Genomic DNA, 22,592 nt, shown 5'->3' on the forward strand with positions numbered 1-22,592 from the left:
GAGGACGCTCCCCCGATGACCACGGACAGTTCGAGAACGAGCCCATCCGCCTCCGGCGGCATCAGTACGTTCAAGGGGCAGGAGCGTGCCCTGCGCGCCGACCGGCTCGGCACCGGCGGCCTGCTGCTCTCCGTCCTCGCCGCGACCGCCCCGCTCATGGTCGTCGCGGGTGTCATGCCCACCACATTCGCGGTGATGGGCATCGTCGGCCAGCCGCTGCTCTTCGTCGTCCTCGGCGTCGTCCTGATCCTGTTCAGCGTCGGCTACGCCGAGATGAGCCGCCACGTCCACAACGCCGGCGCCTTCTACGCCTACATCTCCCGCGGCCTCGGCGGCACCGCCGGCGCGGGCGCCGCCCTGGTCGCCCTCGTCGCCTACAACGCGCTCCAGGTCGGCATCTACGGCATCTTCGGCTTCGAGGTCTCCGGACTCCTCGCCACCTACGCCGACCTGGAGATCGCCTGGTGGATACCGGCCCTCGTGGCCGCCCTCGCCGTCGGACTGCTCGGCTGGCTGAAGATCGACGTCAACGCCAAGGTGCTCGGCGTGCTGCTGGTCATCGAGGTGCTCCTCGTCGTGATCTTCGACGTCGCCGCCCTCGCCGACCCCGGCAAGGAAGGCCTGTCGCTGCACGCCTTCAACCCCGACACCCTCACCGGCGCGGGCGTCGGCACCGCGCTGTGCTTCTGCATCGCCGCCTTCCTCGGCTTCGAGCAGGCCCCCGTCTACGCCGAGGAGACCAGCCGCCCGCACGTGCTGGTGCCGCGGGTGATGTTCTTCGCGGTCGGCGGGGTCGCCGTCTTCTTCGCGCTGAGCTCCTGGGCCCTCACCGTCGCCACCGGCCCCTCCGCGATCGTCGGCACCTCCCAGAAGCAGAGCGCCGGGCTGCTGTTCTTCCTCACCGAATCCCGCCTGGGCGGCACCTTCACCGACGTCCTGCACATCCTGTTCGTCACCGGCATGTTCGCCGCGCTGCTCAGCTTCCACAACGTCGTCGCCCGCTACGCCTTCGCCATGGGCCGCGAGGGCCTGCTGCCGGCCGCCTTCGGCCGCACCAGCGGCAGCAGCGGCGCCCCGGGTACCGGCTCGCTGCTCCAGACCGTGGTGGCCGTGCTGGTCGTGGCCGCGTTCGCCCTCGCCGACGACAAGCCCACCGGCGACCCGACCGCGCCCGTCCTGCACCTGTTCACCTGGTTCGGCAACGTCGGCGCCCTCGGCGTGATCGTGCTGATGGCGACCGCGTCCCTGTCCGTCGTCGTCTTCTTCGTCCGCCGCGGCGCCGCGGGCCCCCAGGCCTGGCGGCTGGTCACGTCCGCGCTGGCGGGCATCGCCCTGCTGGTGATCGCCGGCTACACGGTGAAGGACTTCGAGGTGCTGGTCGGCGCCGGGCCCGACTCCTCGCTGAGCTGGGTACTGCCCGGCATCATCGGCCTCGCCGCGCTCGCCGGAGTGGTCCTCGGCCTGGTGCTGCGCGCCCGCGCCCCCGAGAAGCACGCCCGGATCGGCCTCGGCAACGAGGCGTTCCAGCTCGACAAGGCCGCCTCCTCCTGAGCGGAGCAGCGTAAGAACTGGTTACGGAAATCTGACGGGCACCCGCGATCCCTGCCGTACCGGGGCCGCGGGTGTTCGAATGAATACGTGAACGACGACGTACCCAAGGGTGTGCACCACGAGCACCCCGAAGAGCGGGGCACCCCGATCGGCCGCCGCGTCTTCCTCGGCACCCTCGCCCTGGGTGCCGCCGGCGTGGTCGCCGCGCCCCCGCTGCAACGCGGCCTGGAGGCCTTCCTGGGCGGCGCGGCCGACAAGGACCCCACCGGCCTGACCGGCCTGCTCCCCAACGGCGGCGGCTTCCGCTACTACTCCGTCGCCTCCTCCGTCCCGCGCAAGAACGCCCGCACCTACCGGCTCACCGTGGACGGCCTGGTCGACCGCCCCACGACCTACACCCTCGACGACCTCAAGGCCCTGCCCCAGACCCGCATGGTCCGCGACGTCCAGTGCGTCACGGGCTGGCGCGTCCCCGACACCCCCTTCGAGGGCGTACGCCTGTCCCGGATCCTGGACGCCGCCCGCGTCCGCCCCACGGCCAGGGCCATCCGCTTCACCTGCTTCGACGGCACGTACACCGAGAGCCTCACCCTCGCCCAGGCCCGCCGCGCCGACGTCCTGGTCGCCCTGCGCATGCAGGACAAGGACCTCGGCCACTCCCACGGCGGCCCGGTCCGCCTCTACGTGGCGCCCATGTACTTCTACAAGTCCGCCAAGTGGCTCTCCGGCATCACCGTCACCGACGAGGTCCGGCCGGGCTACTGGGAGGAGCGCGGCTACGACGTCGACGCCTGGGTGGGCCGCTCGAACGGACGCGACGATGACCCTACGAGCTGACACCCCGCCGGACACGGCCCACGTGCGCCGCTTCACCACGCTCCAGCGCTGGACCCACCGCAGCACGGCCGCCCTGATGGGGATCTGCGTCGTCACCGCGGCCTGTCTCTACGTCCCCCAGCTCGCCGAACTCGTCGGCCGCCGCGCCCTCATCGTCACCCTGCACCAGTGGGCCGGACTCGCCCTGCCCGTCCCCGTCCTGGCCGCCCTCGCCTCCCGGGCCTTCCGCGCCGACCTCGGCCGCCTCAACCGCTTCGGCCCGCACGACCGCACCTGGCTGCGCGCCGCCCTGCACCGCGACAAGAGCCCCGCGTCCCGCCCCGCGGCCAAGTTCAACGCCGGGCAGAAGCTCTACGCGGCCTGGATCGCCGGCGCCACCCTGGTCATGCTCGCCACGGGTCTGATGATGTGGTTCACCCACCTCACCCCCCTGCTCTGGCGCACCAGCGCCACCTTCGTCCACGACTGGCTGGCCCTCACCATCGGCATCGTCCTGGCCGGCCACATCGGCATGGCCCTGGCGGACCCGGAATCCAGAAGGGGCATGCGCACGGGCAGGGTGAGCAGAGAATGGGCGAAGCAAGAGCACCCCCTATGGCGCCCGTAGGCCTCGTACCTCAGGGGCGCGGGGAACTGCGCGACCAACCACGACGCACCCGCAGCCGCCCCACGACGCGAAGCCCTACGGCGCGCAGACGAACTCCAACAGCACCTTGCACGACCGACTCCGATCAGCGGCCAGCGCGAACGCCGACTCGGCCTCCGCCACCGGCACCACCGCACTGATCAACCCGTCGAACCCCGGCTCCACCGCCAGCAGTTCCAGCGCCTCGTCGAACTCCGTGTCGAAGCGGAACGCCCCCCGCAGCTCGATCTCCCGGCTCACCACGAGGTTCCCGGCGAAGGGACTCCGCCCGGCCGGCAGCATGCCCAGCTGGACCACGACCCCGCCCCGCCGCACCCGCCGCAGGCACGTGTCGAGCCCCGCGGCCACCCCGGACGCCTCGATGGCCACATCGGCCTCGTCCGGCCACCCGCGATCCTCGGGATCATCGGCCCGCACAACCGTCCCGGCCCCGGCGATCCTGCCGTACGCGAGCGCCTCGGGCAGCAGATCCGACACCGTGACATGTGCGGCCCCGGCCGCCTTGGCCGCCGCGACCACCAGGCACCCGATGGGCCCGGCGCCCGTCACCAGCACATGCCGACCCGCCACTCCACCGGCCCGCCGCACCGCGTGCAGGGCGACCGACAGGGGCTCGGCCAGCGCGGCCCGCCGCAGCTCCAGCCCGTCGGGCAGCGCCCGCACCTGCTCCGCCGGCACGACCACCCGGGCCGCGAAACCTCCCTGCACATGGGGAAACCGCGCCGCACTGCCGAGATACCGCGTGTCCCGGCAGATGTTCCGCCGCCCGGCCGCACACTCCGGGCACACCCCGCACGGGGTCGCCGGATGCACGGCGACGGCACTGCCCGGCCCCGGACCCGTGGCCCCGGGGCCGTACTCCACCACCGTCCCCACGATCTCGTGCCCGAGCACCATCGGCTCCCGCAGCCGGAAGTCGCCGACCCCGCCGTGCCACCAGTAGTGCAGATCGGACCCGCACACCCCGCCGTACCGCACGGCGACCAGCGCCTGCCCCGGCCCGGGCTCCGGCTCCGGCAGCTCCGCCACCCTCAGATCGCCCTGACCGTGGATCACACACCCCAGCATCACAGCAGCCTCCCGGCAGGTCACAGCACGCTCGTCATACCGCCGTCGACATACAGGACCTGCCCGCTGACGAAGTCCGCCGCGGGGGAGGCGAGGAACAGCACCCCGCCGACCAGGTCCTCGGTACGGCCCCAGCGCCCGGCCGGAGTGCGCCGCCGCACCCAGGCGCTGAACTCCTCGTCCGCCACCAGCGGCCGGGTCAGCTCGGTCTCGATGTAACCCGGGCCCAGGCCGTTGACCTGCACCCCGTACGGCCCCCAGTCCGCGCACATGCCTTTGGTGAGCATCTTCAGGGCACCCTTGGTGGCGGCGTACGGCGCGATCCCGGGCCGCACCACCTCGCTCTGCAGCGAGCAGATGTTGATGATCTTGCCCCGGCCGCGTTCCGTCATCCGGCGCGCCGCCGCCCGGCCCACCAGGAAGGCACTGGTCAGGTTGGTGTCCAGGATCCGGTGCCAGTCGGACTCCCCGAACTCCAGCAGCGGGGCGCGCAGTTGCATGCCCGCGTTGTTGACGAGGATGTCGAGCGGGCCCACCCGCTCCTCGACCTCGGCGACCCCCGAGGCCACCGATGATCCGTCGGTCACGTCGAACACGGCCGTGTGCACCCGGTCGCCGGGCAGCCCGGCGGCGGCCTCGGCGAGCCGGTTTGGGTCACGTCCGTTCAGCACGACCGTGCAGCCGGCCTCCGCCAGACCGCGCGCGAGCGCGAGTCCGATGCCCCGGCTGGAACCGGTGACCAGGGCCGTACGGCCGCCGATGTCGAAGAGGGGATGAGCCGTCATCGCCGCGACGCTCCTAGATCACGAGGGACAACAGCAGGACCAGACCGCCGGCGACCACCGAGATGATCGTCTCCATGACGGACCAGGTCTTGATGTTCTGACCGACGCTCAGCCCGAAGTACTCCTTCACCATCCAGAAACCGGCGTCGTTGACGTGGCTGAAGAACAGCGAGCCGGCGCCTATGGCCAGGACGAGCAGAGCGGCGTGCGTGGTGGACATGTCCGCCGCGAGCGGGGCGACCAGACCGGCCGCCGAGACCGTGGCCACCGTCGCCGAACCGGTCGCGAGCCGGATCACCACCGCGATCAGCCAGGCCAGCAGCAGCGCGGGGATGGCCCAGTCCTCGGAGATGTCCAGGACCATCTGCCCGACACCGGTGTCGATGAGCGTCTGCTTGAAGCCGCCGCCCGCGCCGACGATCAGCAGGATGCCCGCGATCGGCATGAGGCTCTTCTCGACGAGCGGCGAGATCCGCTCCTTGGAGAACCCGGCGGGCCGCAGCAGCGTGAAGATGCCGACCAGCACCGAGGCGAGCAGGGCGATCATCGGGGCACCGATGACGTCGAAGACGCGCTGCACCGGGTTCTCGGGGTCGTCGACGACGATGTCGACCAGTGCCTTGGCGAGCATGAGGATCACCGGGAGCAGCACGGTGAAGAGCGTGGCGCCGAAGCCGGGACGCTTGTCGAGCTCCTCGGAGGCGCGCTGCGGGATCATCTTCTCGGGGGCGGGGACGTCGACCCAGCGGGCCGCGTACTTCGAGAACACCGGCCCGGCGATGATCACCGTCGGAATGGCGACGAGCACGCCGAGCGCCAGCGTCACGCCGAGGTCGGCCCCGACGGCGTCGATCGCGACCAGCGGACCGGGGTGCGGCGGCACCAGGCCGTGCATCACGGACAGGCCCGCGAGCGCCGGGATGCCTATGCGCATCAGCGAGTAGTTGCCGCGCTTGGCGACCATCAGCACGACGGGGATCAGCAGCACGATGCCGACCTCGAAGAACAGCGGCAGCCCGATCACGGAGGCGATCAGCACCATCGCCCACGGCATCGACCGCCCCCCGGCCTTGGCCAGGATGGTGTCGACGATCTGGTCGGCGCCGCCGGAGTCGGCGAGCATCTTGCCGAGGATCGCCCCGAGGGCGATCAGCACACCGACCCCGGCGACCGTGGAGCCGAGGCCGGCGCTGAAGCTGAGCAGCACCTTGTCCAGGGGCGCCCCGGCGATCGCGCCGAGCGCCAGTGACCCGATGGTCAGCGACAGGAAGGCGTGCAGCTTGAACTTCGTGATGAGCAGGACGATGACGGCGATGCCCGCCAGGACGGCGATGCCCAGCTGAGCGTGGCCGGCCGAGGTGATCGGCTCGGGTGCGTCCGCTGCCAGCATCTCGACGCTGAGTCTGGTCACGGTGAGTTCCCTTGCGTTCGGGGAGAAGGGGAGGGGAGAGGGAAACCCGTCAGGGGCTACTGGACGGGCTCGGGGAGGTCGTCGAGGGCGTGCGCCGCCCGCTCGGTGATCTCCTCCGGGCCGCCCGCGACGTCCACCCCGACCCCCGCCTCGTCCGCCGCGAGCGGCTGGAGCGTGGCGAACTGGGAGTCGAGCAGCGCCGTGGGCATGAAGTGCCCCTGCCGGTGCGACATCCGGTCCTCGATCAGCGCGCGGTCACCCGTGAGGTGCACGAAGACCACGCCCGGCGCGGCGGCCCGCAACCTGTCGCGGTACGACCGCTTCAGTGCCGAGCAGCTCACGACCCCGCCGAGCCCGGCCCGCCCGTGCGCCCACGCGCCGATGGCGTCGAGCCAGGGCAGGCGGTCCTCGTCGGTGAGCGGGGTGCCGGCCGACATCTTGGCGATGTTGGCCTGCGGGTGGAAGTCGTCGCCCTCGGCGTACGGAACGCCGAGCCGGGCCGCGAGCAGGGGACCGATGGTGGTCTTGCCGGTGCCCGCTACGCCCATGACCACGACGACGTGGGGGGTGTTCATCGCTGCCTCACTGTCTGCTGTCCGAGGTCGACCCGTGATGTCGACGCAACTGAAACCCATTAGGTACGACGAATTCAAGAGCCTGTCATGAATAAGTCTGACTTTTTGTCTCCGTGATCTACCCCGTACGCTGAGTGCATGAGCACAACGGGCCGGGGGCTGCACGGCCGGGTACTGGACACCCTCGGCCCCGAGATCACAGCGGGTGAGTTCCCGCCGGGCAGTGTGCTGCGCACCGACGAGCTCGCCCAGCGTTTCGACGTGTCACGCTCCGTGATGCGCGAGGCGGTCCGCGTCCTGGAGTCCATGTACCTGGTCGAGTCGCGCCGCCGCGTCGGCGTGACGGTCCGCCCGAAGTCCGAGTGGAACGTCTACGACCCGCAGGTCATCCGCTGGCGCCTGGCCGGAGCCGACCGCCCCGGGCAGCTGCGCTCCCTCACCGTCCTGCGCTCGGCGATCGAACCGGTCGCGGCCGGCCTCGCCGCCCGGCACGCCACGGCCGAGCAGTGCGCCGAGCTGACCGAATGCGCCCTCGGCATGGTCGCCCACTCCCGCGGTCACAAACTGGAGGGGTACCTCCACCACGACGTCGCCTTCCACCGCGTCGTCCTGGTCGCGAGCGGCAACGAGATGTTCGCCCGCCTCGGCGACGTCGTCGCCGAGGTCCTGACCGGCCGCACCCAGCACGACGTGATGTTCGAGGACCCCGACCCGGCCGCCGTCACCCTGCACGTCCAGGTCGCCGAGGCCATCCGCGAGGGCGACGCCCCCCGCGCCGAGGAACTGACCCGCGAGATCACGGTCGGCGCCCTCCAGGAACTCGACATCCTGGCGCCGTAGCGCTACGCGGGAAACACCCCGTCCACGTACACCCACGCCCCGTCGACCCGCTCGAACCGGCTCAGCTCACGCAGCGACCCACCCCGGTACGACGCCCGGAACTCCACGGTGCCGGTGGCGTGGAACGCGGACCCCTCGCTCGTCCCCAGGACCTCCAGCCCGGTCCACCGCATCCCCGGATCCAGCTCCAGCGTCCCGGGCCGCGTCCCCGGATGCCAGGTCCGCAGCAGATACCCGGCGTCCCCCTTCACGAAGGCGCAGTACCGCGACCGCATCAGCGCCTCCGCGGTCGGCGCGGCAGCGGCCCCGGAGTGGAACCGACCGCAGCAGTCCTCGTAGGCCTGGGGGAGCCCGCAGGGGCAGGCGGCGGGCTGTGCGGGGCGAGGGCGACTGGCGCTGCGGCGTGTCATGGCCACCATTGTGCAGACAGACATCCCGGCACCCCCCGGCGCCCTTATCCTCCGTCGCAGGGAAGAGTTGCACGACAGGGGGAACCACGTGACGGGCGTCGACGCGGTGGCTGCCTTCTGGAGGCCGCTGAAGGACGAGGTCACCAGGAGCGGCATCAGCCGGCAGCAACTCTGCGGCCTGCTGAACCTCAGCCCGTCAGCCCTCTCGGAGTTGCTGAACGGCAAGCGGGCGAAGGCCCCCGACTGGGACGTCATCCGAGAGGTCGTGACCGCCTGCGGCGGGTCCCTGTCCTACTGGCGGCGCCGGCTCGACGAACTGGTGCGTGAACTCGACGCCCAGCGGGCCCCGGAGAAGCGCCCGGGCCGTGAACACGGTGATCCCGGGGACCAGCCGGGTTGCCCGGTCTGCCAGGACGCCTACGAGGCGGAACGCTTCCAGGAGTACGCCGTCGGGCTCGGAGACGAATGGGATCCGGCGGTGCCGTACGGCGCCGGCGCCGTACTCGCCGGCCGCACCGAGGAGTTACGGGACGAGATGCACGCCCTGAGAGCGGGCACGCTGTTGTCCGCGGAGGGGGCGTCCGCCTTCCGGGACCAGTTCCACGACCTCTCCCGGGGCATGATGGCAGACCTCGGGCGCCGAGTACGCCGCTCCTGCCATCCTCATCGGGTACGACTGCTGCACGCCGCACACACCATCGTGGTGGTCGAGGGCTGTGTCGCGGGCCCCCTGCTGGACGCCGTCCTCGCCGACGGCGTCGGGCTCGACCTGAACCTCGTCTTCGAGAACAGCCTGGGTGACGGCGCCTTCGCCGCAGCACCGTTGCCGGTCGCCAACACCCGCTACGACGACCACCACAGCCGTGTCGTCGACCACTACGCCACCGTCTGGGCGCGGCTGACGGGACGGCGACCGTCCCCTCAGGAGACGTACCGCTGCGTCTCGGTCTATGAGAGCCGCCTGGCGGAACTGGCCTCCGAATGCCCGGAGTTGTTCGTCTGGGCAGGCATGCAGGACGGCTCGAACGCTGCGGGAGCCCTCGGGGCCCGCGTCGACGACGAGGTACGCGACCGGCTACGGGAGCTGTACCACGACCTGCACACCCAGAAGCGGGGACTCGACGGACTGGAAACGCTGCTGAGGGCGCTGGCACGACGGGCTCCGGCACCGGCCTGGTCCGCCCGGCTGTCCGAGATCCACCGCCGTGCGCTCAACCACCCCGTCTCACCGATCAGCGAAGCCCACCGGGGCCGGTCGAACTCCGCCCCCCGGGTCCCGACCTTGTCCAGGGGCTATGTGAATCCGGCCTTCCGGACGGCGGTCTACCACTCCGACAGCAGACCCCACGTCGACGCCTGGTGGAGCACCCGGCCATTGAGGCAGGAGATCCAGGGCTTCCTCGCCGGGCACTTCAGTGGCTTCCCCACGGTCAACCGGCCGATGCTCATCCTGGGCGACCCGGGCGCGGGCAAGTCGCTGCTCACCCGCCTGCTGGCCGCACGCCTCCCACCCACCGACTACCTGCCCATCAGGGTCGAGCTGCGCAACGTGACGGCCGACGCCGAGATCCTCGACCAGATCGCCCAGGCACTGCGCGACGCCACGAACAAGGACGTCACCTGGGACAGCGTCACCTCCTCCTGCGAGGGCGTGCTGCCCGTCCTGATCCTCGACGGCCTCGACGAACTGCTCCAGGCGGGCGGGGCCGACCACTGGTACTACCTGGAAGAGATCGCCCACTTCCAGGAGAGGTCGGCCGAGGCCGGGCTTCCGGTGGCCGCGGTCGTCACCAGCCGCACCGTGGTCGCGGACCAGGCCAAGATCCCCGACGAGACGGTCATCATCCGCCTGGAGCCGTTCGACGCGGCCCGCATCGCCCGCTGGTCGGACGTCTGGAACACCCTCAACCAGGGCCGCCGCATCCCGGCTCTCCCCAGCGACCTGGGCGCCCTCCACCCCGACCTGGCCCCCCAGCCCCTGCTCCTGCTGATGCTGACGCTCTACTACACGATGCGCGACGAGGGCGACGCCGCGTGGCCCTCGCCGATGAACGGCGTCACCACCCTCTACGAGCGCCTGCTCACCCTGTTCGTCCGCCGCCAGATCCGCAAACACCACTGCAAAATGCGCCCCGAAGCCGTGGAAGCGAAGGTGGACGAAGAACTCGACCTGCTCTCCGTGATCGCCGTCGGCATGTTCAACCGCGGCAGCCAGGGAGTGACCGCCGAGGAGGCCGACCACGACCTGACCTTCCTGCGCGCCCCCGGCCACACCGGAGCCCGAAGATCCACGCGCCTGCTGTTCGGAGAGTTCTTCTTCTTCATCCACGAAGCCAAGGCGACGTTCGACGGTGGCGAGGACCGTGTCTGGTACGAGTTCCTGCACGCCACCTTCGGCGAGTACCTCGTCGCCCGCAAGATCGCACGCACGCTGCGGCACTGCCCCGACCAAGGGCCCTACGAGGGACTGCTGTTCGCCCTGCTGTCGTTCGCGCCGCTCACCGACCGCGCCCAGATCATCGACTACCTCGGCGACCTGCTGCCGGGAACCGACGACACGGTGACCCGCCTGTTTCCCCAGGCCTTGCACGGACTGCCGCCGGGCAGCGACACCGGCTACACCCTGGGCCCGGTACCGGTAACCTTCCGCCACGCCTGCTACAGCGCCAACCTGTTGCTGGTCGCCATGGCCACCGGCCGGCTCCTGAGATTCTCCGAGCTGATCACCGAGGGCGAACTCCCGGCGGAGGTCTGGCGCACCCACGCGACGCTCTGGAAGTCCCAGCTGCCGCCCGCGTCCTGGGACGCCTTCGTCGGCGCCGTGGGCACCGTCCCGGTGCCGACCGGACAGGGCGTCGCGCACCTGGACCTCGTCCTCCGGCTGGGGCAGCACGACGCGCATCCGGAGGCACCCACCACGTCGTGGCTGCTGCGGACGGTCATGCCGGGGATCAAGGACGAACCACTGAGCGCACTGCTACGGACCCGCCCGCTGTACGACCCGGACGCGGAACGTCTGGTCGAGCCCTCGCTCCCCGTCTTCGACGAGTTCACCCCGCTCACATCGAGCTTCACCCTCGACTCCGCCGGACGCCCCGTCTCCGCGGCGCATGCCCTGATTGCCCTCCTGATCTGCCCGCCCGCCCCGCACCAGGACGTCCTGCCCCGCTACGAGACATGTCTGGCCGCGCTCCCCACACTCAGCGGCTCGGGCGGCGCGCGCCTGCTGGAGCTGATCAGCCGGCGGCTGGCGACGGAGAGCGAATCGCTGCCGTCCGACGCCGTCGACGACATCGTCCAGGAACTGACGAAGCTGGGCGGCGGACTGCAGGAGAGCGACGAGCTGGACAGGGCCCGGATCTCCCTGCTGGTGACCAGCTGCCGCCTGCTCGACCGGACCCGGAGCGAAGGACTGGTCGGCCGCATCGTGACACTTCTGGGCGCGGACATCTCAACGACGGACCTCTCCGCTGTGGAGACACGCCTCGTCCAAGGAGAGTGGCGAAAGCGCCGGACGAACGACGGTGGCATCATCCAGCCGCTCATGGAGGCCCTCTTCCACTTCCTGATCCGCCCGGCCGAGGGAGGGGAGGGCCAGGTCGCCCTGCTTCGGCTCCTCAGACTGGCGGTCGCGCTGGACCAGGGATCCTGGTGCCGCCGATACGCGGAGCGGGCATTGCGGAGCCTCCGCCCCGACATCCAGAACCGCCTGCTTCCCTTCGAGGCCGACTACCTCGGCTCGTCCCTGGCCGTCCGGCTGGACGTGGCACGGCAAAGGGCGCACCCCTGAGGATGCGCCCTTCCTCATGCCCTCCGGGGCTCAGGCCCGCGGCTCCTCGCCGCCGTCCTCGCCGATGATCCGGTCCAGCTTCTCCGCGAACCACAGCGCCACCGCCCCGGTCACCACGGGGCCCGCCTCCTCGATCCCGGCCACGGCCTCCACCGCGCCGCCCGTGGCCACACCGGCTGCCACCGCCGCGCCCATGATGACCGCGCTCCTCAGGGTGATCATCTTCCGCATGCCGTCCTCCTGGACTCCGCGTCTGGTTGGTGACATCACCCTGATCCCACGCGGTCCTCGGAGGGCCGGGCCCCGAATCACTCCGAAGCCGTACGCGAAAGGGCAGGTCAGAGAGATAACGAAGGCCTGTTCGGCCGAACAGGTCCGAACGCCGAACGCCGGACACGCTTGCCGGCCGCCCTGCGTATGCGACAACGCCTGAGGGCCGTGACCTCGTGGTCACGGCCCTCAGGCTTCATGTGTCCGAGGGGGGACTTGAACCCCCACGCCCGATAAAGGGCACTAGCACCTCAAGCTAGCGCGTCTGCCATTCCGCCACCCGGACAAGGTGTCTGTCGCGTGGGTTATCCCCGCGGCGACGACGTAAACATTACCAGGCTTTCCGGGGTGGCCGATCACCCCCCGTCTGCACCCCGGCGAGGGGTGAACGGCGTGTGACGGGTCGGGAGCGCTCTTGGGGTGCGGGCCCGGGAGAGAGAGGATGAGAGGGACCCACCAGCAGTGACACCGGGAGGAAGCACGTGAGCGAGACGGACACGGCCAGGAGCGTCACCGGCGAGGACGAGGTCGTGGACCTCTGCCGCGAGCTGATCCAGATCGACACCAGCAACTACGGCGACCACTCGGGTCCGGGCGAGCGCAAGGCGGCCGAGTACGTCGCCGAGAAGCTCGCCGAGGTCGGGCTGGAGCCGCAGATCTTCGAGTCCCACCCGGGCCGCGCCTCCACGGTCGCCCGCATCGAGGGCGAGGACCCCTCCCGGCCCGCGCTCCTCATCCACGGCCACACCGACGTCGTACCGGCCAACGCCGACGACTGGACCCACCACCCCTTCTCCGGCGAGGTCGCCGACGGCTGTGTGTGGGGCCGTGGGGCCGTCGACATGAAGGACATGGACGCGATGACCCTGGCGGTCGTCCGCGACCGGTTGCGCAGTGGGCGCAAGCCCCCGCGCGACATCGTCCTGGCGTTCCTCGCGGACGAGGAGGCGGGTGGTACGTACGGAGCCAAGCACCTCGTGCGCAACCACCCCGACCTGTTCGAGGGCGTCACCGAGGCGATCAGCGAGGTGGGCGGATTCTCGTTCACCGTGAGTGAGCAGCGCCGGCTCTATCTGATCCAGACGGCCGAGAAGGGCATGCACTGGATGAAGCTCACCGTGGCCGGCACGGCGGGGCACGGGTCGATGATCCACCGGGACAACGCGATCACCGAGCTGTCGGAGGCCGTCGCCCGGCTCGGACGGCACAAGTTCCCGGTGCGCGTCACCAAGACCACCCGCGCCTTCCTCGACGAACTCGGTGACGCGCTGGGCCTGGAGCTCGACCCGGAGGACATGGAGTCGACCCTGGCCAGGCTCGGCGGCATCGCCAAGCTCATCGGCGCGACCCTGAGCAACACGGCCAACCCCACCCAGCTCGGTGCCGGTTACAAGGTCAACGTCATCCCCGGCGAGGCGACCGCCCATGTCGACGGACGGTTCCTGCCGGGCCACGAGGAGGAGTTCCTCGCCGACCTCGACCGGATCCTCGGCCCGAACGTGCGGCGCGAGGACGTCCACGCCGACAAGGCCGTCGAGACCACCTTCGACGGAGCGCTGGTGGCGGCGATGCAGTCCGCGCTGCTGGCGGAGGACCCGACCGCCAAGGCGGTCCCCTACATGCTCTCCGGCGGCACGGACGCGAAGTCCTTCGACGACCTGGGCATCCGCGGCTTCGGCTTCGTGCCGCTGAAGCTCCCCCCGGAGCTGGACTTCGCCGGGATGTTCCACGGCGTGGACGAGCGGGTGCCGGTGGACGGCCTGCGGTTCGGTGTGCGCGTGCTCGACCGCTTCATCGACGCGTCCTGAAACCGGGCCCGCGCACCGTCATATTCGGTCGCGCGTACGGAATCGACTGGGAAGAGTGAATGCGACCATAAGCTCGTAGCCTCATTACTCCCTCCTCGTTACAGGTAATGCGATCGCAAGATGGGTCGCTTTGCCAACTAGGAGGAATAATGATCAAGAAGGTCGTCGCTGCTGCGGCTGCCACCGGTGGGCTGGTTCTCGCGGGCGCGGGCCTGGCCGTCGCCGACTCGGGTGCTCAGGGTGCCGCCGTGCACTCCCCGGGCGTCCTGTCCGGCAACGTTGTCCAGGTGCCCGTTCACGTCCCGGTGAACGTCTGCGGCAACACGGTCTCCGTGATCGGGCTGCTGAACCCCGCCTTCGGCAACACCTGCATCAACAAGTGATGCTTTCCCCTCGCTGAGGGGAGTTTCAAAGCCATCGGTCCCGGAGCGCGTGCCATGCGCTCCGGGACCGAACGCTTCTTTCGCGGAATTCGAGAAGAATTCGAGACACGGTCGAAGGCAGGTATTCAGCAAATGCGACAGGCTACCCGCAAGGGTCTGATGACTGTGGCGGCCGCGACCGGCGTGATCGCCGCCGCGGGCGGCTCCGCTCACGCCGACTCGGGCGCCCAGGGCTCGGCGTCGGGCTCGCCCGGCGTACTGTCCGGCAACTCGGTGCAGGCCCCGGTGTACGCGCCGGTCAACGTGTGCGGGAACACGGTCGACGTCATCGGTGTGCTCAACCCGTCGGTGGGCAACTCCTGCGCCAACAAGGGTGGTAAATCGTCGTCGGGGGGATACGACGAGCACGGCGGCCGAGGCGGTCACGGCGGCAACGGCGGCAACGGCGGTCATGGCGGCTCCCACGCGGGTGGGCACGCCACCGACTCGCCCGGCGTCGGCTCCGGCAACCACGTCCAGGCGCCGGTCCACGTGCCGGTGAACGTCTGCGGCAACAGTGTCAACGTCATCGGCGTCGGCAACCCCAGCACGGGCAACGACTGCTCCAACGGCGGCGGCCACAGCACCCCGCCGGGCGGCGGCCACGAGACCCCGGGCAACCCCGGCGACCCCGGTGACCCGGGCAACCCCGGCGACCCGGGCGATCCCGGCACCCCCGGAAATCCGGGTGACCCCGGCAGCCCCGGTGACCCGGGCGGTCCCGGCACCCCGGGCACCCCGCCCTCCACCGACGGCGAGACCCCGGGCGGCTCCTCGCACGGCAACAAGCCGGGCGGCCAGTTCGTCACACAGCCCGACGGCGACGCGCAGCTCGCCAGCACCGGCAGCGATCTGCCGCTCGGTCTGGCCCTGCCGGCCGGCGCGGGAGCGCTGCTCGCGGGCGCGATCCTCTACCGCAAGGCCCGCGCCTCGGCCTGACACCCCCGCGCACGGAGCGGGCCCCGCTGCCGCGGGGCCCGCTCCGTCATGTGTTCTCCCAGTGCCCCGTCCCCGCTCACCACGTGGCCCGCACCTGGCGGATGATCCGCCGGCGCAACCGCACCTTGCGGCTGCCGTCGCGCAGCAGGGTCAGACGGTGCAACTCCCAGTGTCCGTACTCCGCGTGGTCCGTCAGCAGACGTGCCGTCTCCTTGCGGGAGACCCCGCGGGGGACGTGTACGTCGACAAATTCGTATTCCGGCATCGCATCTATTGTGCGGGCTGGGGCCCGGTACGGATAGCGTCTGCACTATGTCTGATGCTGCGCAGCCCACCGCTGCCGAGGTACGCGCCGCCGCCGAGGCGGTCAAGACCGCGCTCGACCGCCACCTGGCCGCGGTCGAACGCAGGTCAGGGGACGACGACCCGGCCGTGTTCGAGGCGTTCAACCAGCTGGCCGCGGCCGCAGAGGTGTACGACGAACTGCTCTACGACCGTTACGACGAGGTCACACCCTTCGAGATCCCCGGTGCGGAGGACGCGCTGCCCCCGTACACGGGCCCCGAGGAACCGAACGCGCTGAGTGTGCTGATCCGCCGTGACTACGCCGTCGCCGAGCCGCAGCGCCTGCTGTCTCACGCCGAGCGGATCGAGGCGGCGGAGGGCGAGGACGGCTCCCCGGCCTCCGGGACCGTGCACGGCGCGCTGGGGCTGCTGTTCGGCGAGTTCGAGCCCGACGAGATCGCCTCCCGGCACAAGGAGTTCGGACTGGAGGAGGGCGACTCCACGCTCTGGGTGACAGCGGCGGAGGAACCGGCCGAGCCCGGCGAGTGGCTGGAGGCGCCGTTCGAGCAGGTGGATCCGCAGCAGGTGGTCTGCCGCTTCGACGTCAGCGCCGTCTTCGACGACGAGATCGACGACGTCGACGACGAGGACGGCGACGATCTCGAGGACGAGCTCGACGGCGACGAGGACGAGGACCTGGAGCCGCTGGACGCGGACCGCCGCTGAGCGCGTACGACGGCGACCACGGGGGTGGTGGTCAGGAGCCCGGGCCCCTGACCACCACCCCCGTCACGCGCCGCTGACCTGCGGCGCGAGCAGCACCGGAAGCCGGGTCGTCCGCGGCTTCGCCGGGACCTCGGCCACGGCCCGGGGCAGTGCCTGCTCCACCCCGTGCACCACGGACAGATGCCGGTCGGCCCGCCCGAACGCCGTGTACACCCACGGCCTGCTGAGTGCCTGCGCCGCATCGCCGGGCAGCACCACGACCACCGCCGACCACCGGCTCCCCGCGGCCTGGTGCGCGGTCAGCGCCCACCCGTGCCGCACCGACTGCTCCACCCGCTCCTTGGGGACGACGACGCTCTCGCCCCCGCACGACAGATGCAGTCCCTCGGCGTCCGCCGTCACCACCCGGCCCGGTAGCGCACGCCCCGGGGCAGGGGAGTGGACGATCCGGTCGCCGGGGTCGAAGCCGCCGAAGCGGCCCGGGCCCGGATTGAGCCGTTCCTTCAGGGCCGCGTTGAGCGCGCGCGTCCCGACGGCGCCGCCGTGCCCGGGGGTGATCACCTGTGTCTCCTCGGCCGGTACGCCGATCGCGCGGGGCACCGAGTCCGCGACGAGCTGCACCGTCCGGTGCACGGCCTCGCCGGCGTCCCGCACCGGCACGATCACGACCTCCTTGCCGGGGGCCTCGACCTGGTTCAGCTCGCCGATGCCGATGCCGGAGACCAGCTCGCCCAGCGGCCCAGGATCCGGCCGCCGCGAGGCCACCTGGGGGCAGATCCGCGCCGCGAGCAGATCAGCGAACACCCGCCCCGGCCCCACGGACCACAGCACCGCCGGATCCCCGGCCAGCACCAGCCGCGCCCCGTCCGGCAGCGACTCCGTCAGCAGGGCCGCCGTCTCGACGTCCAGCTGCGGTGCGTCGAGCACCACGAGCAGATCGAGATCGAGAGCCCCGTCCGCGTCCCGGCCGGGCCCTTCGGCGCCCGAGAGCAGCCCCGAGACGGTGGCGACGGGGGAGCCGCCCGGTCCGGCCGGAGCCTCGCCGGCTCGCCCCGGGTCGTCCGCCGCCGGGCCGGACCGCTTCAGCAGAGCCGCGAAACGGCTGCGGCCGATCGGGCCGTGCGCGGCCGCCCAGGCTCGCAGCCCAAGAGACCGAGCGGTGTTCAGCAGTGCCGCTGGCTCGGCGAGGGACGCCTCCCCGCCGGTGTGCAGCACCAGGCCCTGTCCGGCCACCGCGCGGATCAGCTCCGCCGTCGAACCCTGCGCGGCGGCGGCCGCCCGCTCCCAGTCCTCGGCCGAACCGTCCTGCTTGGGCACCGAGTTGACCAGCCGGCCCAGGCCGTCGGCCAGGCTCTCCTCCGCCAGCGCGTATCGCTCCAGACCGACCAGGACACGGACCGGACGCTCCACGTCCTCTTCGTCTCCGTCGGTGGCCACCGGGGCCGGGGCGCCGGTCTCCTCCAGGGCGTCCTGGAAGACCAGTGCCTCTCCCTCCGCGATCGCGTCCTGCACGGCGCTCTCGGGCTCCGGGACGCCGCGCTGGGCCAGGGCCGCGAGGAGCGCCGGCATCTCCAGGGCGGTGTGCCCGGCGAGCGCGGCCTGCTCCAGGAGCCAGCCGGTGACGGCCCGGCCGCGCCGCTCGTCGTCCGGCCCGCACTCGGCGCCGAGCAGCGAGCGCGCGAACCCGTCGGCCTGCTCCGGCCGCACACCGGGCGTCCGCAGCAACTGCCAGGGGTCGGCGCGCAACTGTTCCTCCGCGCCCTCGCCGAGGGCCGCGGCGACCTGCGGTGCGAGGGCCTCCGGGGCACCGCCCTCGGAGAGCACCTGCCGTACGGACCGGACCGCCTCGGGCGCGGGTGCCGTGGACGCGGTGGCGGGCTGGGGTACCACCGGCTGCGGCCGCCGCTCCGGCTCGGGGGCGGAGGGCCGGGGAGCAGGCCGGGGCTCCTCGAACACCGTGGCCGCCGGCTTCTCACCGCTCTCGACGGCCCGTACGGCCGCGAGCAGATCGGCGGCCGTGCCGCTCAGCTTGGTGCCGCTCTCGATCGGCGTCTTCTTCTCGGCCTTGCGCTGCTCGATCCGCTCCCGCTCGACCTGCTGAGCCCGCAACTCGGCCTCGGCCTCGGACACCTGCCCGGACTCCGAGACCGCGTCGGCGCTCTCGGCCTCGGACGCCTGCCCGGGTTCCGAGACCGCGTCGGCGCTCTCGGTTCCGGACGCCTGCCCGGACTCCGAGACCGCGTCGGTACCCTCGGCCTCGGACCCCTGCCCCGCGCTCGCGTCGGCGCCGCCGGCTTCGGAGTGCTCCCCGGCAGCCGCTGCATCGCCCTCAGCCCCGGCCACCGGCCCCGTGCCGGCGCCAGCGTCCGCGCCCCCGGCTTCGGGCATCTCCCCGACGCCCGCGTCGGCACCCTCGGCCCCGGACGCCTGCCGCGCGTCCGGGGCCGTCTCGGTGCCCCCGGTGTCCACGTCGGCGGGGACCGCCCCGTGGTGCTGTCCGGTGCCCGGCGTCCCCGGCTCGGTGTCCTCCGTGGTCTCGGGCTCCGTGCTCACAGCGTGCTCCAGTCGTGATCGGGATAGCGGTGCACGGGCGCCGACACATCGTCGAGCGCCCGGCAGATCTCGTCAGGAAGACTAAGGGTCTCCACTGACAATGCCGCCCTGAGCTGGGCCGCGTTGCGCGCGCCGACGATCGGGGCGGTCACACCGGGCCGGTCGCGCACCCACGCCAGGGCCACCTGGAGCGGCGTCACCGCGAGGCCGTCGGCCGCGGTCGCCACGGCGTCCACGATGCGGCTCGCCGTGTCGTCGAGGTACGGCGCGACGAAGGGCGCGAGATGCTCCGAGGCGCCCCGCGAGTCCGGCGGCATCGTGTCGCCCCGGTACTTGCCCGTCAGCACCCCGCGCCCGAGCGGTGAGGACGGCAGCAGGCCTATGCCGAGGTCGAGCGCGGCCGGCAGCACCTCGCGCTCGACACCGCGCTGGAGCAGGGAGTACTCCAACTGCGTGCCGGCCACCCGGGTCCGGGTGCCGGGAGCCGCGAGCTGCCAGGTCGCGGCCCTGGCCAGCTGCCAGCCGCAGAAGTTGGAGACGGCGGCATAGCGGGCACGCCCGCTGGAGACGGCCAGGTCGAGGGCCTGGAGGGTCTCCTCCAGCGGGGTGTCCGGGTCGTACGCGTGCACATGCCACAGGTCGACGTGGTCCGTGCCGAGCCGCGCGAGTGAGTCGTCCAGCGCGGAGAGCAGATGGCCGCGGGAGCCGTCGAAGCGGCGGTCCGGGTCCGGCACACTGCCGGCCTTGGTCGAGATGACCAGGTCACGGCGCGGCACCAGACCGTCCATGAGCCTGCCGAGAAGGTACTCGGCCTCACCGTCGCCGTACACGTCCGCCGTGTCGACGAGGGTCCCGCCCGCTTCCCAGAACGTCTTCATGAGGTCCGCGGCGTCATGCTCGTCGGTGTCCCGCCCCCAGGTCAGGGTGCCGAGCCCGATCCGGGACACACGAAGGCCGGTGCGGCCGAGATGCCTCTGCTCCATGAACGCCGAGATTACTGGCCAGAACCTGCGGTGTGGGTGGCCGCGGACCATGGATTTCCGGGGCGGGACGGGGCGGGACGGGGGCGGGGGCGGGCGTGGGCCCCCGCCCCCGTGTGATCCGCCGGTGCCGGGAGGGCTCCGCTAGCACCTGCCGTCCGACACCTGAAGGCCCTTCCCGGCGCCCGCGGTTCGGCTCACGACGGCCGGTACGCAGGCGGCGGCGTCCGCGCCGAACGCGTACGGGATGGAGACGGTGGTGTTCGACTTCGGGTCCGGGCCCGCCGGGTTGTTCTCGCTGCCGGGGCGGGACCAGGTCACGTTGTCGAAGACGTTGCCGTTGACCTGCCAGTAGCCGGCCTCGTCGGTGTAGAAGGTGCCGAGGACGTCCTTGGAGTCCTCGAAGTAGTTGTTGTCCACCCTGGCGCGGGCGCCGGCGCGGGAGTTGATGCCGGAGTCGTTGAGGCGCACGTAGTGGTTGTTGTACATGTGCGCGATGCCGCCGCGCAGCAGCGGGGCCCGGGAGTCGATGTTCTCGTAGCGGTTGTGGTGGTAGGTGATGAAGCCGTTCGACCGGTCGCTCTCGCTGCTGCCGACCAGGCCGCCGCGGCCGGAGTTGCGCAGGACGCTGTAGGACAGCGTCACGTACTGGGTGTTGTTCTTCATGTCGAACAGGCCGTCGTAGCCCTCCGACTCACCGCCCGAGGCCTCCAGGGTGGTGTGGTCGACCCAGACGTTGCGGACGCCGCTCTCCATGCCGATGGCGTCCCCGCCGTTGGACGTGGGGGAGCCCGACTTCTTGACGTTCCGGACGGTCACGTTCTGGATGATGATGTTCTTCGATTCGCGGATGTGGATGCCCAGTTGATCGAAGACGGCGCCGCTGCCGACCCCGACCAGGGTCACGTTGCTGACCTTCTTGAGCTCGATCACGCCGTCGGCGGTGTCGCAGCCGGTGCCGGAGACCTTCTTGGTGTTGGCGTGGTTGATGGTCCCGGTGACCTCGATGACGATCGGGGTGCTCTTGCTCGTCCGGCCGCAGAGGGCCTGGTGGATCGCCGTTCCCGTCGTCGCCCGGACCGTCTGGCCTCCCGCGCCACCGGTGGTCCCGCCGTTCTGGGTCGCGTAGCCGGTGGCGCTGCCGGTCGCCGCCGAGGCCTCGGGCGTCGCCACGAGCGTGCCGGTGGCGGCGGCGAGGGCCAGGGTGGCCAGGGCCGCGGGGAGTCGCGGGGGGAGTGATCGCTTCATCGGTGCCTCTCCGTTCGACTGCGGAAGGTGGAGGATGGAAAGCGCTTTCCCGCGAAAGGTATGGACTCGTCGTGGACGCGTCAATGGTCGCGTCCATGATTCTTGTTCACCCATCTAAACGACGGGCTGACGCGACCGACCGGCTGTGGCCGTGTACCTCGCCCCGGCCCCCGCGCTAAGGTGCCCGCACAAGGCACGTTACTGATCAGTAAGGGGATGCGGCATGCAGCTCGGTATCAACCTCGGCTACTGGGGTGCCGGAATGGACGCGGACAACCTGGCCGTCGCCCAGGAGGCCGACCGGCTCGGATACGCCGTCTGCTGGGCCGCCGAGGCCTACGGCTCCGACGCCGCCACCGTGCTGAGCTGGGTCGCCGCCCAGACCGAGCGCATCGACGTCGGCTCGGCCATCTTCCAGATCCCGGCCCGCCAGCCCGCGATGACGGCCATGACCGCCGCCACCCTCGACTCCCTCTCCGGCGGCCGCTTCCGCCTCGGCCTCGGCGTCTCGGGCCCGCAGGTCTCCGAGGGCTGGTACGGCGTCAAGTTCGACAAGCCGCTCGCCCGCACCCGCGAGTACGTCGAGATCGTCCGCAAGGCCATGACCCGCGAGCGGCTGTCCTACGAGGGGCAGCACTGGACGCTGCCCCTGCCCGGAGGCCCGGGCAAGCCCATCAAGCTGACCGTGCACCCGCAGCGCGAGCACATCCCGCTGTACATCGCCGCGATCGGCCCGAAGAACCTGGAACAGACCGGCGAGATCGCCGACGGCGCCCTGCTGATCTTCCCGTCCGCCGAACACCTCGAAGACACCGCGATCTCCCACCTGCGGGCCGGGCGCGAGAAGGCCGGCAAGACCCTCGACGGCTTCGACGTCTGCCCGACCCTCCCGCTGGCCGTCGGCGACGACAAGGACGTGGCCACGCTCGCCGACACCTTCCGCCCGTACACCGCGCTGTACGTCGGCGGCATGGGCAGCCCCAAGCAGAACTTCTACAACCAGCTCGCCCAGCGCATGGGCTACGAGCAGGAAGCCGCCGAGATCCAGAGCAAGTACCTCTCCGGCGACAAGCAGGGCGCCGCGGCCGCCGTACCGCACGACCTGATCGACAAGACGACCCTGCTCGGTTCCGTGGACCGGATCGCCGACCGGATGAAGGCCTACGCCGCCGCCGGCGTCACCACCCTGTCCCTCGCACCGGCGGGCTTCACACTCGACGAGCGGCTCGCGTCCCTGCGAGCCGGCACGGAGGCCCTGAAGCGCGCCGGGCTCGCCTGAACCGACGGGAAGTTTTCGCGGCCGTGGTGGGGGCTCGGGGGTCTTCCCCGCCACGGCCGTCACGCGGAACAACGCGCGCAGCCCCCCGCGGTTACGGCCCTGGCGGCACCGCCCGGCCCGGCACGCCCGCCCCCGCGTCCTCCATTCGGCGGAGTTGTCCCTCACACCT

19 protein-coding genes, 1 tRNA gene and 1 pseudogene are annotated in these 22,592 nt (G+C 71.5%); 10 read left to right on the forward strand and 11 right to left on the reverse strand.

Going from position 1 to position 22,592, the window contains the following annotated elements:
• Positions 1 to 15: 15 nt before the first annotated feature.
• The 3 genes from ACFZDE_RS28975 (at position 16) to ACFZDE_RS28985 (ending at position 2,995) form a co-directional block, all read left to right on the forward strand.
• Complete coding sequence (locus ACFZDE_RS28975; protein ID WP_391002650.1) at positions 16 to 1,551, forward strand: APC family permease; 1,536 nt, start codon at positions 16 to 18, stop codon at positions 1,549 to 1,551.
• Positions 1,552 to 1,638: 87 nt separating this feature from the next.
• Positions 1,639 to 2,388, forward strand: coding sequence for a molybdopterin-dependent oxidoreductase (locus ACFZDE_RS28980; RefSeq protein WP_391204689.1), 750 nt, complete (start codon positions 1,639 to 1,641; stop codon positions 2,386 to 2,388).
• Positions 2,372 to 2,995 carry a cytochrome b/b6 domain-containing protein gene (locus ACFZDE_RS28985; RefSeq protein WP_391002646.1) on the forward strand — a complete coding sequence of 208 codons (624 nt, stop codon included), beginning with the start codon at positions 2,372 to 2,374 and terminating at the stop codon, positions 2,993 to 2,995. The genes ACFZDE_RS28980 and ACFZDE_RS28985 overlap by 17 nt, the downstream gene beginning before the upstream one ends.
• Positions 2,996 to 3,070: 75 nt before the next feature.
• Here the strand turns inward: ACFZDE_RS28985 and ACFZDE_RS28990 are convergent, their stop codons facing one another.
• From ACFZDE_RS28990 to ACFZDE_RS29005, 4 genes are read right to left on the reverse strand one after another with little or no spacing between them, the layout of a single operon-like run.
• Positions 3,071 to 4,102, reverse strand: a complete 1,032-nt coding sequence (locus ACFZDE_RS28990; RefSeq protein ID WP_391002644.1) for an alcohol dehydrogenase catalytic domain-containing protein — start codon at positions 4,100 to 4,102, stop codon at positions 3,071 to 3,073.
• Between the two features lie 20 nt (positions 4,103 to 4,122).
• A complete protein-coding gene (locus ACFZDE_RS28995; RefSeq protein WP_391204692.1) occupies positions 4,123 to 4,887 on the reverse strand; it encodes an SDR family oxidoreductase in 765 nt (254 codons plus the stop codon).
• A 13-nt stretch (positions 4,888 to 4,900) separates the two neighbouring features.
• Positions 4,901 to 6,298, reverse strand: coding sequence for a gluconate:H+ symporter (locus ACFZDE_RS29000; RefSeq protein ID WP_388467632.1), 1,398 nt, complete (start codon positions 6,296 to 6,298; stop codon positions 4,901 to 4,903).
• Positions 6,299 to 6,354: 56 nt separating this feature from the next.
• Positions 6,355 to 6,873: a gluconokinase, GntK/IdnK-type gene (locus tag ACFZDE_RS29005; protein ID WP_391204695.1), complete on the reverse strand. Its 519-nt coding sequence runs from the start codon at positions 6,871 to 6,873 to the stop codon at positions 6,355 to 6,357.
• A gap of 138 nt (positions 6,874 to 7,011) precedes the next feature.
• Between ACFZDE_RS29005 and ACFZDE_RS29010 the strand changes: the two genes are divergently transcribed.
• The gene (locus ACFZDE_RS29010; protein ID WP_391002637.1) at positions 7,012 to 7,713 is read left to right on the forward strand and encodes an FCD domain-containing protein; all 702 of its coding nucleotides are present in this window, start codon (positions 7,012 to 7,014) and stop codon (positions 7,711 to 7,713) included.
• Positions 7,714 to 7,715: 2 nt separating this feature from the next.
• Here ACFZDE_RS29010 and ACFZDE_RS29015 read toward each other — a convergent pair whose 3' ends face one another.
• Positions 7,716 to 8,123 carry a YchJ family metal-binding protein gene (locus ACFZDE_RS29015; protein ID WP_391204698.1) on the reverse strand — a complete coding sequence of 136 codons (408 nt, stop codon included), beginning with the start codon at positions 8,121 to 8,123 and terminating at the stop codon, positions 7,716 to 7,718.
• 88 nt (positions 8,124 to 8,211) lie between these two features.
• On the opposite strand from ACFZDE_RS29015, the gene ACFZDE_RS29020 reads away from it, so the two are divergent.
• A complete protein-coding gene (locus ACFZDE_RS29020) occupies positions 8,212 to 11,913 on the forward strand; it encodes an AAA family ATPase (protein ID WP_391204701.1) in 3,702 nt (1,233 codons plus the stop codon).
• A gap of 30 nt (positions 11,914 to 11,943) precedes the next feature.
• Here the strand turns inward: ACFZDE_RS29020 and ACFZDE_RS29025 are convergent, their stop codons facing one another.
• Both ACFZDE_RS29025 and ACFZDE_RS29030 read right to left on the reverse strand, forming a co-directional pair.
• Entirely contained in the window at positions 11,944 to 12,144 is a 201-nt protein-coding gene (locus ACFZDE_RS29025) for a hypothetical protein (protein ID WP_391204705.1), read from the reverse strand.
• A 240-nt stretch (positions 12,145 to 12,384) separates the two neighbouring features.
• Positions 12,385 to 12,469 (reverse strand) — tRNA-Leu (locus ACFZDE_RS29030).
• Positions 12,470 to 12,665: 196 nt separating this feature from the next.
• On the opposite strand from ACFZDE_RS29030, the gene ACFZDE_RS29035 reads away from it, so the two are divergent.
• From ACFZDE_RS29035 to ACFZDE_RS29045, 3 genes are all read left to right on the forward strand, one after another.
• The gene (locus ACFZDE_RS29035) at positions 12,666 to 13,991 is read left to right on the forward strand and encodes a M20/M25/M40 family metallo-hydrolase (RefSeq protein WP_391002629.1); all 1,326 of its coding nucleotides are present in this window, start codon (positions 12,666 to 12,668) and stop codon (positions 13,989 to 13,991) included.
• 149 nt (positions 13,992 to 14,140) lie between these two features.
• On the forward strand, positions 14,141 to 14,374 hold the full coding sequence (gene chpH / locus ACFZDE_RS29040; protein ID WP_030608446.1) for a chaplin ChpH: 234 nt from the start codon (positions 14,141 to 14,143) through the stop codon (positions 14,372 to 14,374).
• Between the two features lie 132 nt (positions 14,375 to 14,506).
• Positions 14,507 to 15,352 (forward strand): chaplin family protein, encoded by an 846-nt coding sequence (locus tag ACFZDE_RS29045; protein WP_391204708.1) that lies wholly within the window; start codon positions 14,507 to 14,509, stop codon positions 15,350 to 15,352.
• A 76-nt stretch (positions 15,353 to 15,428) separates the two neighbouring features.
• On the opposite strand, the gene ACFZDE_RS29050 is transcribed toward ACFZDE_RS29045, so the two are convergent.
• On the reverse strand, positions 15,429 to 15,617 hold the full coding sequence (locus tag ACFZDE_RS29050; protein WP_391002623.1) for a DUF5703 family protein: 189 nt from the start codon (positions 15,615 to 15,617) through the stop codon (positions 15,429 to 15,431).
• A 47-nt stretch (positions 15,618 to 15,664) separates the two neighbouring features.
• Between ACFZDE_RS29050 and ACFZDE_RS29055 the strand changes: the two genes are divergently transcribed.
• Positions 15,665 to 16,363, forward strand: coding sequence for a hypothetical protein (locus ACFZDE_RS29055; RefSeq protein WP_391204711.1), 699 nt, complete (start codon positions 15,665 to 15,667; stop codon positions 16,361 to 16,363).
• Between the two features lie 63 nt (positions 16,364 to 16,426).
• On the opposite strand, the gene ACFZDE_RS29060 is transcribed toward ACFZDE_RS29055, so the two are convergent.
• The 3 genes and pseudogenes from ACFZDE_RS29060 to ACFZDE_RS29070 form a co-directional block, all read right to left on the reverse strand.
• Complete coding sequence (locus ACFZDE_RS29060) at positions 16,427 to 18,916, reverse strand: helix-hairpin-helix domain-containing protein (RefSeq protein WP_391204714.1); 2,490 nt, start codon at positions 18,914 to 18,916, stop codon at positions 16,427 to 16,429.
• Positions 18,913 to 19,899: an aldo/keto reductase gene (locus ACFZDE_RS29065; protein WP_391204717.1), complete on the reverse strand. Its 987-nt coding sequence runs from the start codon at positions 19,897 to 19,899 to the stop codon at positions 18,913 to 18,915. Before ACFZDE_RS29065 ends, ACFZDE_RS29060 begins: the two co-directional genes overlap by 4 nt.
• A 144-nt stretch (positions 19,900 to 20,043) precedes the next feature.
• Positions 20,044 to 21,144: pseudogene (locus ACFZDE_RS29070) on the reverse strand (polysaccharide lyase family 1 protein); the annotation flags it as partial.
• A gap of 223 nt (positions 21,145 to 21,367) precedes the next feature.
• Between ACFZDE_RS29070 and ACFZDE_RS29075 the strand changes: the two are divergent.
• Positions 21,368 to 22,423 carry an LLM class F420-dependent oxidoreductase gene (locus ACFZDE_RS29075; protein ID WP_391204721.1) on the forward strand — a complete coding sequence of 352 codons (1,056 nt, stop codon included), beginning with the start codon at positions 21,368 to 21,370 and terminating at the stop codon, positions 22,421 to 22,423.
• Positions 22,424 to 22,592: the final 169 nt, after the last annotated feature.

This window comes from Streptomyces sp. NPDC007929, assembly GCF_042959065.1.
In the GTDB taxonomy this organism is placed as follows: Bacteria; Actinomycetota; Actinomycetes; order Streptomycetales; family Streptomycetaceae; genus Streptomyces.

What these genes read in the sequence shown, in the direction of transcription:
- ACFZDE_RS28975 (WP_391002650.1), top strand. Translation starts at nt 16, where the DNA reads ATGACCACGGACAGTTCGAGAACGAGCCCATCCGCCTCCGGCGGCATC.
- ACFZDE_RS28985 (WP_391002646.1), top strand. Translation starts at nt 2,372, where the DNA reads ATGACCCTACGAGCTGACACCCCGCCGGACACGGCCCACGTGCGCCGC.
- ACFZDE_RS28990 (WP_391002644.1), bottom strand. Translation starts at nt 4,102, where the DNA reads ATGCTGGGGTGTGTGATCCACGGTCAGGGCGATCTGAGGGTGGCGGAG.
- ACFZDE_RS28995 (WP_391204692.1), bottom strand. Translation starts at nt 4,887, where the DNA reads ATGACGGCTCATCCCCTCTTCGACATCGGCGGCCGTACGGCCCTGGTC.
- ACFZDE_RS29005 (WP_391204695.1), bottom strand. Translation starts at nt 6,873, where the DNA reads ATGAACACCCCCCACGTCGTCGTGGTCATGGGCGTAGCGGGCACCGGC.
- ACFZDE_RS29010 (WP_391002637.1), top strand. Translation starts at nt 7,012, where the DNA reads ATGAGCACAACGGGCCGGGGGCTGCACGGCCGGGTACTGGACACCCTC.
- ACFZDE_RS29015 (WP_391204698.1), bottom strand. Translation starts at nt 8,123, where the DNA reads ATGACACGCCGCAGCGCCAGTCGCCCTCGCCCCGCACAGCCCGCCGCC.
- ACFZDE_RS29025 (WP_391204705.1), bottom strand. Translation starts at nt 12,144, where the DNA reads ATGCGGAAGATGATCACCCTGAGGAGCGCGGTCATCATGGGCGCGGCG.
- chpH (WP_030608446.1), top strand. Translation starts at nt 14,141, where the DNA reads ATGATCAAGAAGGTCGTCGCTGCTGCGGCTGCCACCGGTGGGCTGGTT.
- ACFZDE_RS29045 (WP_391204708.1), top strand. Translation starts at nt 14,507, where the DNA reads ATGCGACAGGCTACCCGCAAGGGTCTGATGACTGTGGCGGCCGCGACC.
- ACFZDE_RS29050 (WP_391002623.1), bottom strand. Translation starts at nt 15,617, where the DNA reads ATGCCGGAATACGAATTTGTCGACGTACACGTCCCCCGCGGGGTCTCC.
- ACFZDE_RS29055 (WP_391204711.1), top strand. Translation starts at nt 15,665, where the DNA reads ATGTCTGATGCTGCGCAGCCCACCGCTGCCGAGGTACGCGCCGCCGCC.
- ACFZDE_RS29065 (WP_391204717.1), bottom strand. Translation starts at nt 19,899, where the DNA reads ATGGAGCAGAGGCATCTCGGCCGCACCGGCCTTCGTGTGTCCCGGATC.
- ACFZDE_RS29075 (WP_391204721.1), top strand. Translation starts at nt 21,368, where the DNA reads ATGCAGCTCGGTATCAACCTCGGCTACTGGGGTGCCGGAATGGACGCG.